The organism is Pararobbsia silviterrae (assembly GCF_003628125.1).
GTDB classification, from domain to species: Bacteria; Pseudomonadota; Gammaproteobacteria; order Burkholderiales; family Burkholderiaceae; genus Pararobbsia; species Pararobbsia silviterrae.
This window is the reverse complement of sequence record NZ_RBZU01000006.1, coordinates 17,100-30,277: the sequence shown is the minus strand read 5'-3', so window position 1 is coordinate 30,277 and position 13,178 is coordinate 17,100. Positions and strand designations below refer to the sequence as shown.

12 protein-coding genes are annotated in these 13,178 nt (G+C 63.3%); 1 reads left to right on the top strand and 11 read right to left on the bottom strand.

Going from position 1 to position 13,178, the window contains the following annotated elements:
* Window positions 1-21: 21 nt before the first annotated feature.
* From D7S86_RS14730 to D7S86_RS14715, 4 genes are all read right to left on the bottom strand, one after another.
* Window positions 22-867: a fumarylacetoacetate hydrolase family protein gene (locus D7S86_RS14730; RefSeq protein ID WP_121087614.1), complete on the bottom strand. Its 846-nt coding sequence runs from the start codon at window positions 865-867 to the stop codon at window positions 22-24.
* Between the two features lie 117 nt (window positions 868-984).
* The gene (locus D7S86_RS14725; RefSeq protein ID WP_121087613.1) at window positions 985-1,383 is read right to left on the bottom strand and encodes a nuclear transport factor 2 family protein; all 399 of its coding nucleotides are present in this window, start codon (window positions 1,381-1,383) and stop codon (window positions 985-987) included.
* 3 nt (window positions 1,384-1,386) lie between these two features.
* Window positions 1,387-2,169: an SDR family oxidoreductase gene (locus D7S86_RS14720; RefSeq protein ID WP_121087850.1), complete on the bottom strand. Its 783-nt coding sequence runs from the start codon at window positions 2,167-2,169 to the stop codon at window positions 1,387-1,389.
* Window positions 2,170-2,251: 82 nt separating this feature from the next.
* A complete protein-coding gene (locus D7S86_RS14715; RefSeq protein ID WP_205962817.1) occupies window positions 2,252-3,532 on the bottom strand; it encodes a DUF3500 domain-containing protein in 1,281 nt (426 codons plus the stop codon).
* 407 nt (window positions 3,533-3,939) lie between these two features.
* Here D7S86_RS14715 and D7S86_RS14710 point away from each other — a divergent pair, with 407 nt between their 5' ends.
* Window positions 3,940-4,605, top strand: coding sequence for a TetR/AcrR family transcriptional regulator (locus D7S86_RS14710; RefSeq protein ID WP_121087611.1), 666 nt, complete (start codon window positions 3,940-3,942; stop codon window positions 4,603-4,605).
* Window positions 4,606-4,650: 45 nt separating this feature from the next.
* Here D7S86_RS14710 and D7S86_RS14705 read toward each other — a convergent pair whose 3' ends face one another.
* The 7 genes from D7S86_RS14705 to D7S86_RS14675 form a co-directional block, all read right to left on the bottom strand.
* On the bottom strand, window positions 4,651-5,892 hold the full coding sequence (locus tag D7S86_RS14705) for an MFS transporter (protein ID WP_158601959.1): 1,242 nt from the start codon (window positions 5,890-5,892) through the stop codon (window positions 4,651-4,653).
* A 236-nt stretch (window positions 5,893-6,128) separates the two neighbouring features.
* Window positions 6,129-7,352 carry an NAD(P)/FAD-dependent oxidoreductase gene (locus D7S86_RS14700; RefSeq protein WP_121087609.1) on the bottom strand — a complete coding sequence of 408 codons (1,224 nt, stop codon included), beginning with the start codon at window positions 7,350-7,352 and terminating at the stop codon, window positions 6,129-6,131.
* A gap of 35 nt (window positions 7,353-7,387) precedes the next feature.
* Complete coding sequence (locus tag D7S86_RS14695) at window positions 7,388-7,705, bottom strand: 2Fe-2S iron-sulfur cluster-binding protein (RefSeq protein WP_121087608.1); 318 nt, start codon at window positions 7,703-7,705, stop codon at window positions 7,388-7,390.
* Between the two features lie 150 nt (window positions 7,706-7,855).
* Window positions 7,856-8,917 (bottom strand): aromatic ring-hydroxylating oxygenase subunit alpha, encoded by a 1,062-nt coding sequence (locus D7S86_RS14690; RefSeq protein WP_158601958.1) that lies wholly within the window; start codon window positions 8,915-8,917, stop codon window positions 7,856-7,858.
* A gap of 443 nt (window positions 8,918-9,360) precedes the next feature.
* Window positions 9,361-10,641, bottom strand: a complete 1,281-nt coding sequence (locus D7S86_RS14685; RefSeq protein ID WP_205962816.1) for an FAD-dependent monooxygenase — start codon at window positions 10,639-10,641, stop codon at window positions 9,361-9,363.
* A 143-nt stretch (window positions 10,642-10,784) separates the two neighbouring features.
* Window positions 10,785-12,008, bottom strand: a complete 1,224-nt coding sequence (locus D7S86_RS14680) for an MFS transporter (RefSeq protein ID WP_121087605.1) — start codon at window positions 12,006-12,008, stop codon at window positions 10,785-10,787.
* A 29-nt stretch (window positions 12,009-12,037) separates the two neighbouring features.
* Window positions 12,038-13,033, bottom strand: coding sequence for a SphA family protein (locus D7S86_RS14675; RefSeq protein WP_121087604.1), 996 nt, complete (start codon window positions 13,031-13,033; stop codon window positions 12,038-12,040).
* Between the last annotated feature and the right edge of the window lie 145 nt (window positions 13,034-13,178).

Below are 13,178 nucleotides of genomic sequence, written 5' to 3'. Positions count from 1 at the left end.
CCGCTATGCACCGGAGATCCGCTAGACGGCCAGGACGCGGTTCTCGATAAAGCCCAGCCCCGCGATTTCGGCCCGCACGACGTCGCCGGCCTTGAGCAGTTTGCCGATCGCGATGCCGACGCCCTCGGGCGTGCCCGTCGCGAGAATGTCGCCGGGTTCGAGCGTCATGACCGTGCTCAGATACACGATCTGCGCGTCGATGTCGTCGATCATGTCGCCTGTCGACTTGCGTTGACGCGTTTCGCCATTGACCGTGAGCACCATGTCGAGCGCGTGCGGATCGTCGATCTCGTCGTCGGTCGTGATCCACGGGCCGATCGGCCCATGCGTGTCGAACGATTTGCCGAGCGTGAACGTCGGCGAACGGTTCTGCCAGTCGCGCGCCGTCACGTCGTTCGTCACGACGTAGCCTGCGATGACCGATCGCGCCTCGCCCGGCTTGACGTTCCGGCAACGCGCGCCGATCACGACGCCAAGTTCGATTTCGTAATCGAGCTTTTCGACGACGCGCGGCAACTCGATCGCATCGTAAGGACCCGTGATGCAGGACACCTGCTTGTTGAACCAGAGTTGACTCGTCGGCATCGGTACACCCGCGGCGCGTGCCTCTTCTGCATGGGCCTTGTAGTTCAGGCCGATCGCGAGAAATTTCTGCGGGTCCGCGATCGGCGCTTCAAGGCGCACCGCATCGATCGAATAGCGCGCGCCCTGCGCCGCTTCGAGCGCGGGACGCAGTCTCGGCAATGCGCCAAGCAACGCGCGCATCGAATGGCCGACGCCTTCGACGGCCGACAAGTCGACAATCTCGTCGCCGACGCGCTTACCGATACGCGTCGCTCCGCCTTCGGTGAATCGTACGAGTTTCATGAAAATGCCTCACATCCAAGAGAAAGGGGGGGCGGGACCGTGTCGCGTCATCGCGCATGCGGTCCGAGCGTTTCGCCGCGTATCGAGCTTCGCGTATTGCGTATCGTGTCTCGCTCGCTACGCTTCGCGATCGACCGTGAGCTGGAAGCTGATGAAGCGCCATCCGTGCGCGTCACGCCGAAGCACCTGCGTCACGAAGCTCGGCATCCATGCCGTCGAACCGTCCGCTTCGCGCATCAAGCTGCGCATCGGACCCGTCATGACGGCGAATGCCCCTTCGATGCGGATCGTCAGCGCTCCGCGCTCGATCGCGATAAAGCCGCGCTTGCGTTCGATATGACGAAGCAAGGCTGTCTTGTCGTGAACCCGCCCCGTACTGTGAACATGAACGAGGTCCTCGGCAAACAGCGCATCGAGCGCGCCGAGATCGACGGCGATCAACGCATGCTGACGGCGGCGCTCGACGGCGAGAATCGCCTCGGTCTCGCGCTCGATCGAATCAAGCGTGACGTCCATCGTTCAGACAAGCCCTTCATACGAACCGCCGTCGAGCTGCAGGTTCTGTCCCGAGATATAGCTGGCCTGCACGCCGCACAGGAATGCGCAGGCCGCGCCGAATTCGTCGGGCCGGCCCAGACGCTTCGCGTTGATCGTCGACGCGATACGGCGTCGCGCTTCATCGCGGTCGATACCGTGCTCGCTCATCAGACGTTGCGCCATGAAGTCCTGCCGCGGCGTATCGATGCGCTCGGGCAACAGATTGTTGATCGTCACGTTATCGACGACGACCTCGACGCTGATCGCCTTGCTGATCGCCGTCAATGCGGTGCGCGCGGACGTCGACAAACCCATGATGTAATGCGGTGACTTGACCATCGCCGACGTGATGTTGACGATGCGGCCGAAGCGCCGCGCGCGCATGCCCGGAATGTAGTGCCGCATGAGTTGCACGGCCGGAATCATGTTCGCGTTGAGCGCGCCGAGCAGCGCCGACTCGTCCCATTGATCGAGCGCGCCCGGCGCAGGTCCCGCATTGTTGTTCACGAGGATGTCGATCTCCGGCTTGGCGCGCACGATCGTCTCGCGGCCGTCGGCGGTCGTCAGATCCGCCGCGATGCAGTCGACCGTCGCGCCCGGCACGCGGTGGCGCAATGCATCGGCCGCCGCGGCGAGCGTGTCCGCGCGGCGGCCGTTGAGCGTCACGGCGACACCCTCGCGCGCGAGCGCTTCCGCGCATGCCAGACCGAGCCCTTGCGACGACGCGCAGACGAGCGCGCTGCGCCCCTTGATCCCCAAATCCATGCTCTCTCCTTTAAGCCGGCGCGCGAGATCGCGCGTCGAATGCACGTCGATCACGTTCGGATGTCGTGCCGATGTCGTGTGCCTATCGCGCGGATTGCGCCGCTTCCACGCCCGGACGCCGGCCCGGGTGCATGGCTTCATAGTGCTGTCGCAGCAAGTCGCGTCCGTAGTCGTTGCCGTTCGGCGTGCGCACGACGGTATGGATATGACACTTCGCGGGTTCGTCGTTCGTCAGCCATACGCCGCTGTGATGATCGAACTCGATCATCGCGACGGGACTCTGGATCCGGTAATAGAACGCGTCGTCGTCGCCTTGGCCGCCGATCCAGCTCCACCACGTGTCGTCGAGCGAGCGGGCGATCTCGCGCATTCGCGCGCGGCGCGGACCATCGGGTAAATAAATGATGAACTGCTCGACGAGTTCGAGAAGCCGATCACGCTGCGGCTTCGAGAATTCAGATGCGCGGACGCCTTCGTACGGCACGATCCGGTTGTCCTGAAACGCGCCGCCCATGTGTCGTTGATCGGCGATGTTCCAGCGCCCCGGCGGCATCGCGGGGTCGTGCATCGACGCATACGTCGTCGCGCGATCGCGCTGCTCGGCGCTCAGCGAACGCATGAGCTCAAGTCCGAAACGCTCTTCGTCGGTAAACAACGCGATGCCCGCATGCGGCCCGCGATCGATGACGTTCGGCTCGGCCCCCATGAACGTCGGCGAGATCACCATCTGATTGCCGAGCACGAAGCAATTGAGGCACAGATGATGGCCATAGAGATTCCAGCCCCACGGCTGCGTCGCCGACGGCGTGCCGAACAGCAGCACGTTATAGCTCCATTCGTTCATGATCTGCGGAAGGCCGCACAGCTCGCCGAGAAAAGCGTTCGTCCACATACAGCCTTCGGCCTTGCGATAGCCTTCGGGACTCAGGCTCGCCGCGACGAGATCCATGACGGCGCGCCGCGCCGACATCGGCAATTCTTCGAGCCGCACGCCGCACGGATGCACGAGGAATTCGGGGTTGCTCCAGATCCGCCATTCGTTGGCGTCGACGTCGTAGCGCAAAGCTTCGCGCGCCGCGTCGTCGAGCGCATCGAGCAGCCGATTTGCGGACTCGACCATGCGCTGCGTCGGCGCGCCTTCGTCGTCGAGACGATAGAGTCCGGGCATCACGTGACCGTCGGTCGTCAGACCCTTGAACGGTTCCGCATAGCGCGCGCGCCAATCGGCGACGATCTCGGCGACTTGCGGATGGAAACCCTGAATGTCTCGCGCATAGTGGTAAGGATCCTTGCAACGGCAGCTCAGCAGTCGCGGCGAATCCAGCGGAAACAGCAGATCGTGATAATCGTTGCTCATGGGCATGAACGAAGCTCCGGACTCTCCGATAGGCGGGGTCGCGCGCCGTTGCGTGATGAACCACGCCGCGCGTCTGAATCCTCGCCGCGATGCGGCGCGTCGCCGGATCGTCAGGGCCAGAATTCAATCTTTAGAAGACACGCTCAAAGGTAGCGTCAGCCACGCGCCGACATCGCGTGTTTTCCGATGAACGGACACCAGATCGCATCGGCACGCGCTCCCGCATACGCGCGCTCGCGGAATCGCACGCATGCGCTGCACGCTTAAAGCGCTTGGCGTACGCGCCTTAAGCAATAAAGCAAAGCCCGCGCTTAGCATCCGCACGCATAGCCAAACGCTAAAGATCGCGGTAAATTCAACGGCATCTGTCCACCTGATGGCACGCATCATTCGAAAGAAGTCGGCGCGTGCCGATGATTCGCCTGGAAATCCCTTTGCCCGCCGCGCAATCCACGCCACCCTCGACGCCTCCGCGCACACGCGGTCGTCCGCTTTCGGCAACGCCCGCCTCGCGTCGCGATCAGATTCTCAAGGTCGCCGAGCGTTTGTTTCGGGAGGCCGGTTATACGGCAACGAGCATGCTCGACATCGCGCGCCAGTGCGAAATGTCCAAACGCACGCTCTATGAAGCGTTCGCGACGAAAGAGGAGTTATTCGAGGCGCTCGTCACGGACGTCGAATCGTTTCCGGCCCACGAGCATCCGCTCGATGCCGCGTCGTCGCCGCGCGACGTGCTCGCGCACACGCTCGGCGAGATCGCGAAATACGTGCTCAGCGACCGGCATGTGACCGTCACGCGACTCGTGATCGGCGACGCCGGCGTGTCCACGCATATTCGCCAGCATTACTACAGCGAAGGCATCGATCGCTGCAAGGCGCTGCTCGTCTCGCAACTGACGACGCTCGCGAAACTCGGCCGCATCCGGCCGCTCGATGCGGGGCAAATGGCCGATATGTTGTTCGGCGCGGTGATCGCCACGCATTTGATCGCGGCCATCAGCTATCGCGAGCCGCCCGACATGCGCGAAGTCGAAGCCAAGATTCATGAAACGGTCAGCAGAATGATCGGCGCCGCCTAGGACGCGCCGGCGTCGATCGCGTTCGAACGTCGAGTCGTCCGCGCGCTATTGCGCGCCCGCATGGACGGCTTGAACGGATTCACGCGGCCCACGCTTGGCAAGCACCAAGACGAGGGCAATCACAGCGACGCCGCCGCAGACCATGCCGAATCGTCCGATTGCGGGAATCAGTCCGCCCGCCACGCCGCCGACGGCCGCCACGATCAGCGGGCTCAGGAAATTCCCGAGGAAGAACGACGCCATGTATCCGCCCGCGCCCCGACCGCTCTGCGCGAACGGCACGCGCGCCATGACCCACGTCTCGAGCAAGGGCAACGCGATGCCGCCGCCCATGCAGGCGATCAACGCCCCGAGAATCGTCACGTTCAAGTCGGTGACCGATGCGATCAGACTGAAACCCACGGTGAAGCACGCATACGCGAGCACGAGCAGCCGATTGATCGGCCAACGGCCGAGCCGATGGAACACGAACGCGCCGACCGGGATGCCGATATTCGCAATCGCGCTGCCGAAGCCGATGACCGCCGGCGTCGCGACGCCGCGCGCATTCAGCACAAAACTGATCTGCACGGGAATCACGAAGAACATGATCGCGCTGAACAACGTCATCGCGCATAGATGACCGATTTCGCGCCAAGGAAACGGCAAGCGAGGCTGTACCGCCGCGACGTGCTCGGTGTGCGTGTCGCTTTCGGGTTCCCAGATGAAGATCGCGATCAGCGGCAAGAACACGATCGCGCAGCCATAGACGAGGAAAGGCGTGTGCCATCCGCTCGGCAAGCTGCCGAGCGCGCCGCCGATCGTAAACATGACGACGGCGACGACGGCCGCCGAACCATGTTGCATCGTGAGCCACTTCTGCCGCTCCGCGCCGCTGAAATAGTTGGCCGTCAACGCCGCCGCGATCGTGTTGATCGTCGCCTCGGCCAAACCGACGACGATCCGCGACGCGATGATCGCGTGGAGATCGGTCAGCCAGAAAGGCAACGCGCCGGCGATCGCATAGATCGTGACGGCGACCATGTACAGCCGCTTGCGTCCGAACAGATCGACAAGCGAGCCGACGAGCGGGCTGAACAGCGCGATCATGAGACCCGGCACGACGAGCACGATCATCGTCAACAACACCGCATGCGGTTCGTGCGCATAGTCGCGTTGCATGAACGGCAACACGGGGGCGATCAATACCGCGCCGGCGGACGCCAGCCAGCAGGTCGCGACAAGCAGCCAGCCGTGCAGATTGCCTGCCACCGGCTCGGACCGCGCAAGGGTCGAAGCTGAACGCATCGTGTCTCCAGTCTTTTTTAGGTGTGATCGATCGCGCTGCCGCACGCGGGTGTCCGCACGCCGGGAAAGGAATGCATGAGACGCGCGTGGTGTGGGCAATCCGTCGTGCATGCGTACGACATGCGCGTGGGCGACGTGCGCGTGTGCGACATGCGCGTGTGCGACGTGAATATGACCTCGATCACCACGCGTCACGCGCGGGTTTCCATCGACCGGACACGAGTTATGCGGCTCGATCAAACGAAACTGTTCAGCGGGACGCCCGGATCGGCCAACGCGGCGCGCTCGGGACGAATACCCTTCGCGATGATCGCCTTCGCCTGCACGAAATCCTTCGTCGCGTTGACGGCGTCGAGCGCGACGAACACGCCGTCCTTCAGATACGCGATCGAGAAAGCCTTCGCTTCGCGACTGCCGCGTATGACGAAGTCATCGTGTCCCGCGGACAACCCGGCCATCTGAATGCGCAAATCGTGCTGCGTCGACCAGAACCACGGCACCGAAGGCTTCGCGGGCGCGCGGCCCGTGATATGGCTTGCGACGAGGGCCGCCTGCTCGACCGCGTTCTGCACGCTTTCGAGCCGGATCGCCGCACCGCCCGCAAATGCGTGCGACTGCCGTGCGCAATCGCCGATCGCGTAGATATCGTCGAGCGTCGTCCGGCACGACGCATCCACGACAAGCCCGTTCTCCGCATGCGCGCCCGCCGCCCGCAACGGCTCGATCGCGGGCTCGATGCCGACACCGACGATCACGAGATCCGCGCGCAAGCGCGCGCCGTCGTGCAGCACCACCTCACGCACGCGTCCGCGTTCACCCGCCAGCGACGCCACTTTCGCAGACAACACGATCTGCGTACCCTGCGCACGATGCGCGTCCTCGATAAACGACGACAACGCCTGTCCCGTCACACGCGCGAGCACGCGATCGAGCGCCTCGACGATCGTCACGCGCTTGCCGAGCTTGCGCAGCGACGCGGCGGCTTCAAGGCCGATAAAGCCGCCGCCGATCACGACGACGTGCTCGACGTTGCCGAGCTCGGCGCGGATGCCGTCGACGTCGGCGCGCGTACGCACGACGTGCAGACCTTCGAGTGTCGAGCCTTCGCAGTGCAATCGGCGCGCGCGTCCGCCCGTGGCCCAGATGAGTTTGCGATAGCCGTGGCATTCGCCGTTCGCGCACGTGATCTCGTGACGCGCCGCATCGACGGACTCGACACGCTGGCCGTAATGCACATCGATCTGCTTATCCGCCCAGAAGGCGAGCGGCTGAAGCAGCATCTGATCGAACGTCTTGACGCCGTTCAAGAAATCCTTCGACAACGGCGGACGTTCATAAGGCGCGTCGCGCTCATCCGTCAGGATCGCCATCGCGCCCGTATAACCGTACTGCCGGAGCGCCGCCGCGCATTGCGCGCCCGCGTGGCCGCCGCCGACAATCACGATGTCTCCATTCGTCATGCTTGCCTCATTCGGTTTCGCTCACCGCGACGGAATCATTCTTCAGGGGCGATTTCGATGCGCATCCCGTCGAGTCCCGCATGAAACGGAATCTGGCACGACAGACGCGAATGCGCCTGGCGATGCATCGAGCAATCGAGCAGTTCGCCTTCTTCGTCGGTTATCGGCGAAAGCGCGTCGACGAAGCGTTCATCGACGTAGATATGGCACGTCGCGCATGAGCATCCCCCGCCGCATAAGGCCAGCAATTCATATCCGCCGCCGTCGCGGATCAGCTTCATGAGGTTCTCGCCCTCCCTGCCCGCGACGGTCATTTCGCTGCCGTCGCGCAAAATCAGTTGTATCTGCGCCATCCGTTCACCTGCTTGTTGATCGATATCCTGCGTGGCGGCGCGGCATCGACGACCGCGCCGCGATCCTGCTGCGCGGCCGCGACGCAGCGCTCGAACACAAGCCCGTGTCGCATGCCGCGCGCGACGCGCGCCTTCGTTGAATTGACGTACTTAGCGCGGTGTCGGCCGATCTTGCGCCTGCGCCGCGGCCGACTCCTTGCGCACCAGCATTTCGAGCGTGCGGCGCACGCGTGTCGAACCGATATCCGGCCCAAGATGCACGGGCTTGAGGTCCCAGAAGTTCTCGCCTTCGACGACCTTCGCGGCCGCTTCGACAAGGGGCACATCTTCCATTTCGAACGCGAACTTGAGCATGCCGCGAATACGGTTGTCCTCTTCGACCGAGTCGACATCGTGCTGACGCGCCACGCCCCAGAAATAGTGCGAGGTCGTGGCGGTCTCGGGCGTCACGATATGCGCGAGCAATTGGCGCAAACCGTCTTCACGCGGCGCGCCGGGTGCGGTCTGGCCGATATCGAGCAATACGCTCGCGGGCGCGTTCCAGCGCGTATCGATCCACATATCCGTGCGTTCCCATGGAATCGCCGCATCGTGATAAATCGGAATCGGCTGCTTGGGCACGTTCGCGAACGACCAGTTGATCCAGACTTCATTGCCGTTCTGCACGGTTTCGTGTTTGCCGTGCTGAATCAGGCCGCGTCCACCGAAGGTCTTGCGATGCGCCCACTCGATATGCGTGACGTCCATGAGGTTGTCGACGAGATATTCGTAGTGGCACTTGAGATGCAGATAGTCGCGGATGACGCGATTCGTCGCGCTGCCGTTCAAGAACGCGTAATCGGGAATCAACGAGGGATCGGCCTGGTCAGCGTCGCCGAACCAGAGCCAGACGATCGAATCGCGCACGACGACCTCGAACGCGCGAACCGCGCTGCCCGCGGGCACCTTGTCCGCGAACGGATTGACGACGCACTTGCCGTGCGTATCGAAACCGAGGCCGTGGTACGGGCAGACGAGCGCGCCGGCCTCGACGGTGCCCATGCTCAGCGGCGCGAAGCGATGCGGGCACCGATCGACGAGCGCGCCGATCTCTCCCTGCGCGTTGCGAAAGACGACAACGGGCACGTCGGCGATGCGGCGCGACACCTTGCCCGCTTCGAGCTCCGATTCCCATGCCGCCATATACCAGGTGTTCTGCAGCAGGCCTTCCATTGTCACCTCCGTTGCCTTGACCCGAATGCGGGTTCTCGTGTTTGTGGGGATCGCCGACGTCCGAATCCGTGTGCTGCGCGACATCAGGCGCGGTGCGACATCATGCGCTGCATGGCGACTAGGCATCGCACGTCATGCGCGTCTTGCATGCATTATCGGCGCCTTCTTTTAAATTGGTACTCGTAAGTACCCTAAATGCGTAATTGGGCCTGCCATGCGCAAACGAACGACACTGCGTCGAGCGCGAACGCATGCGTGCATGCGTGCATGCACGCAATCGCGCCGGATGACGACGCATCGCGCGGTACGACCATCGGGCCGCGCGAAGTCAGCGCGATACCCGGCGATGGGTCGCGGTGAATACGCGGCGCATTCGCGCCTAACGACGGAACGCTCGACGTGCCGCATTCACGGCGCGTCGATACGTTCCGTTCATCGCGTCCTTACGTCCCCGCGAAAAACACCGAACGGAAGCCACTCGGTTCGTTCGGGTTCTCATTCGGGCGTTTCATGCCCGCGAGACGGTGATATTCCTTGAAAATCGAATCGGCCTCGGCAAACGGCAGCACCTTTTCGATGTCGTCGAAACGCTGCCCTTGCGTACGCTCTTCGACGATGCGGCGCACGACCTCGGGACCGTCGCCGCGATTCGCGAGTACGATCCGGTTCGCAATCGGCAGACGTTCTTGCTCATAGCGCTGAAGCGCTTCGACGGGGTCGTCGATCGTCGAGAGCTTCTCGGCGATCACGCGCGCGTCGACGAGCGCCTGACACGCGCCGTTACCGCCGCGCGGATACATCGCATGCGCGGCATCGCCCATCAACGCGACACGGCCGAACGCCCATCGATCGAGCGGGTCGTGATCGATCAACGGAAACAGATAGACTTCGCGCGCGTTGCGCAACATCTCGCCGACGTCGAGGAAGTCGAGCTTGCATTCGTCGAACATATGCGCGATCTCGGCGATATCGCCCTTCTGATTCCAGTCCTCGATGCTCTCCGCGCGATCGTTCTGCTCGACGATCCAGTTCGTCAGCGTCAGCCCCGTGCCTTCCCAATCGTCGTGAATCGGATAGACGATCAGACTACCCTGGCTCGGCGCGCCGATATGCAGAATCGTGCCGCCCGTCTTAAAGGGCTTCATGAGCGTGACGCCGCGCCACAACGTAATACCCGAGAAATGCGGCTTCGACGACTCCGGATAGAGCTGCTCGCGAATGGCCGACTTGATGCCGTCGATCCCGATCACGACATCGGCGCGAATTTCGGCGGGAACCGGCTGCGTCGCATGATTCGGCCGAAAACGCACGGTGACGCCGTTCGCATCTTCGGTAAAGCCCGTCGCGCGCGCGCCGAGCACGACCGAATCGGGGCCGAGACGTTCGATGACCGCCTTGTAGAGCAGCATTTGCCAGATGCCGCGATGGATGAAGCGCTGCCCGTGCGGATAACCCATATGCGTGCCGCAGCGCTCGCCGTAAATCTCCTGGCCGTACTGGTTGTAGTAGACCGATTCGATCGCATCGACGGACACGGCGTTGAGTTCGTCGAGCAGACCGAGTTCGGTCATCTCGCGCGTCCCATAGGGCTGGCTCACGACGCCGACGCCCAGCGGACGCAACTCCGCCGTCGACTCGTAGACGCGCGGGCGGAAGCCCTTCTGATGCAACCGTAAAGCCAGCGTCAAGCCGCCGATACCCGCGCCGATAATCGCAATATCCAACACAATGCACCTCTTCTGAAGATGGCCTGGCCGGCAGATGCCGACCCATGCCGAATCACCGATGACCGGCTCGCGCGCGACGTATCGCCACGCATCGCGACGCGAGCCTAATGTACCCTTTCGCTACCCCTTCCTCGACACGTTCAACCGTGCGCCGCCACGATCTGCGCGTCGTCATGCGTACCGATCCATTTCGGCCGCGTGCCGCGCGCGAGGATCGGCAAACGCACCGAACACGCAACGATGCCCGCGACGATCGTGATGACCATCGGCAGCGGCGTCGGCGCGGCCTGCGCCGCGAAGCAGACCGGACCGCTGAGCAGCACGCCGAGCAGCGTGATCTGCGTGACGAGCCCGCTCGTCGCGCCGATGCTTTCGGCCGACGGCGCGACCGCCGGCGTGTACGCCCACATGCCCGTGAGCACACCGCTCGCAAACAACAGCAGCCACGACAGCGCGATCGATGCCGGCACGCCGATCGGCATCGCATAGAGAATCACGGCCGGCACGCCCGTCACGAGAATCGCGATGATCCCCGTGCGCACCGGCGGCACGCCCCAGTCGAGCAGCTTGCCGAACAGCACGCAGCCGAGCGCGTTGACGGCCATGGCGCCGACGTTCCACATATTGACGGTCATCAGATCCGCGCCGTAGTGCGCATGCAGATACGGTGCGAGCGTCGCGATGATGCCCACGTGCAGGAACGCATCGCCGCCGATCGAGATACCGAGCAGATAGGGCCACGGCGAGCGCAATACCGCACCGAGGCCCGCGGTCCGCGACGTTTGCCGCGACGACTTGTCGCGCGCCGGCACCGTCGCGATCATCACAAGCATGACAATGCCCGTGACGACCGCATGGCCGCTGAACGCATTGCGCCAGCTTCCGCTCGCCGCGACCGCGCCCGCGAGCAGGAACGGGATGATCATGCTGACGGGCACGAACGTCGACCAGATCGCGATCGCCATGTTGCGACGGCGCTCTTCGACGACGCGAATCAGCAACGTGATCGCCGAGACCGCCATCAGCACATAGCCGATGCCGCACACGCCGCGCCCGACGAGCAGGCTCTGCATCGTCGGCGCGCCCGCGACGAGCGCATCGCCCACGATCATCGCGAGACAACCCGCGACGAGCACCTGCTTGTCGCCGAACTTGTCGACGAAATACCCCGCGACGAGCGCGCCGAGCGCGACCATCACGGACGGCAACGACATCACGAGTCCGATCACGGACGGATCGCGCGGACGAAACTCCCGCGCGATCGAATCGAGCTCGGGAATCGCGCCGCCGACCGTCATGGCGGCCAGCACGCCGAGGCTGTAAATCAGGGCGATTCTGAAGACAACCGAATCTTTGATGCTCATGGTCTTGCTCCAAAAATTGGACGTCGGGTTCAGAACTGATGGATCCAGCGCAGATTCATATGGAAGCCTGAATACGTATTGCGCTCGACCACCGGCATATAGATGTTGGCGAACACCATGTTGTTGCGATCGATGGCCCACATCGCGCCCGGACCGAGCGAGAGGTTCGTCGTTCGGGAATCGGGCTGCGTGATGCCGTTGACCGTGTCATCGGTGATCTGGCGGAAATAGAAACCGTTGATCCCGACATCGAGATTCGGCAGCACCTTGTACGACGCGGCGAAATTCGCCCAGACCGCCTGCCCCGCCTTGAACTCCGATACCGGTCCTTCGAATCCGTCCGCGTTATTGGCGCCCGGGTTCGTGTTGCTCATGTTGTAGAGGTAATGGAGGCGTACCGACACTTCGGTCTGCCGCGTCGGCAGGAACGTCATCGACCAGTACGGGTTCAGCGACCAGAAGCCGCTGCTCGGATTCACGAGCTTGTTCGGGTCGTACGCGCCCGTCGGCGCGATCACGTCGAATTCGAAACGTTGGACGAAGACCGGACGGCCGCCGCTGATGATCGGTGCGAACTGCAGATACGGACCGAACGTGATGTCGCCGAGATTCGTCCCTTCGTTGCCCGTCAGCGGCACGAAACTCGACGCGCTGTCGCCCGCGTTCAGGTTGACGACCGGCAGCAACGCCGTAAAGCCGAGCGAGCCGCCGAACAGATGAAACGGCGTCGTGTACGCGAGCTGCGGCAGGTAGACGAAGGCATCGACGTGCGCATCGGAAAACAGATGGTTCGAATCGCCCGTGTTCGTATAGAACTTCGTGTTGTTCTCGTACTGGAGCAATTGGATCGACGTGAATCCGGGCTCGGTGCTGCCGAATGCGTCATTGAACGTCGTCGCGCCGAGATCGATGCCCGCGGGTTGATACGTCGACGCATGCGCCGCGATCGGAACGATCGCGCACGCGGCCGTCAGCGCGCGCGTCAAGGTACGCAACGGTACCTTCGGGAAGTGCTTCACCTTCATTGTGTCTCCGAATGTATTTATAGGAATGCCGTCAATGAAATGCTCGGTGCGCCCGCGCTCGGCCGATGTCGGCTGAGCGCTCGGTCCGCCTCAAGAGGCGCTCACGCGCCGGTTGCGCGTGGGTCATACATAGGTCATGCGTGGG

Coding starts and splice junctions, on each gene's coding strand:
- D7S86_RS14730 (WP_121087614.1), bottom strand. CDS start 867: ATGAAACTCGTACGATTCACCGAAGGCGGAGCGACGCGTATCGGTAAG.
- D7S86_RS14725 (WP_121087613.1), bottom strand. CDS start 1,383: ATGGACGTCACGCTTGATTCGATCGAGCGCGAGACCGAGGCGATTCTC.
- D7S86_RS14720 (WP_121087850.1), bottom strand. CDS start 2,169: ATGGATTTGGGGATCAAGGGGCGCAGCGCGCTCGTCTGCGCGTCGTCG.
- D7S86_RS14715 (WP_205962817.1), bottom strand. CDS start 3,532: ATGCCCATGAGCAACGATTATCACGATCTGCTGTTTCCGCTGGATTCG.
- D7S86_RS14710 (WP_121087611.1), top strand. CDS start 3,940: ATGATTCGCCTGGAAATCCCTTTGCCCGCCGCGCAATCCACGCCACCC.
- D7S86_RS14705 (WP_158601959.1), bottom strand. CDS start 5,892: ATGCGTTCAGCTTCGACCCTTGCGCGGTCCGAGCCGGTGGCAGGCAAT.
- D7S86_RS14700 (WP_121087609.1), bottom strand. CDS start 7,352: ATGACGAATGGAGACATCGTGATTGTCGGCGGCGGCCACGCGGGCGCG.
- D7S86_RS14695 (WP_121087608.1), bottom strand. CDS start 7,705: ATGGCGCAGATACAACTGATTTTGCGCGACGGCAGCGAAATGACCGTC.
- D7S86_RS14690 (WP_158601958.1), bottom strand. CDS start 8,917: ATGGAAGGCCTGCTGCAGAACACCTGGTATATGGCGGCATGGGAATCG.
- D7S86_RS14680 (WP_121087605.1), bottom strand. CDS start 12,008: ATGAGCATCAAAGATTCGGTTGTCTTCAGAATCGCCCTGATTTACAGC.
- D7S86_RS14675 (WP_121087604.1), bottom strand. CDS start 13,033: ATGAAGGTGAAGCACTTCCCGAAGGTACCGTTGCGTACCTTGACGCGC.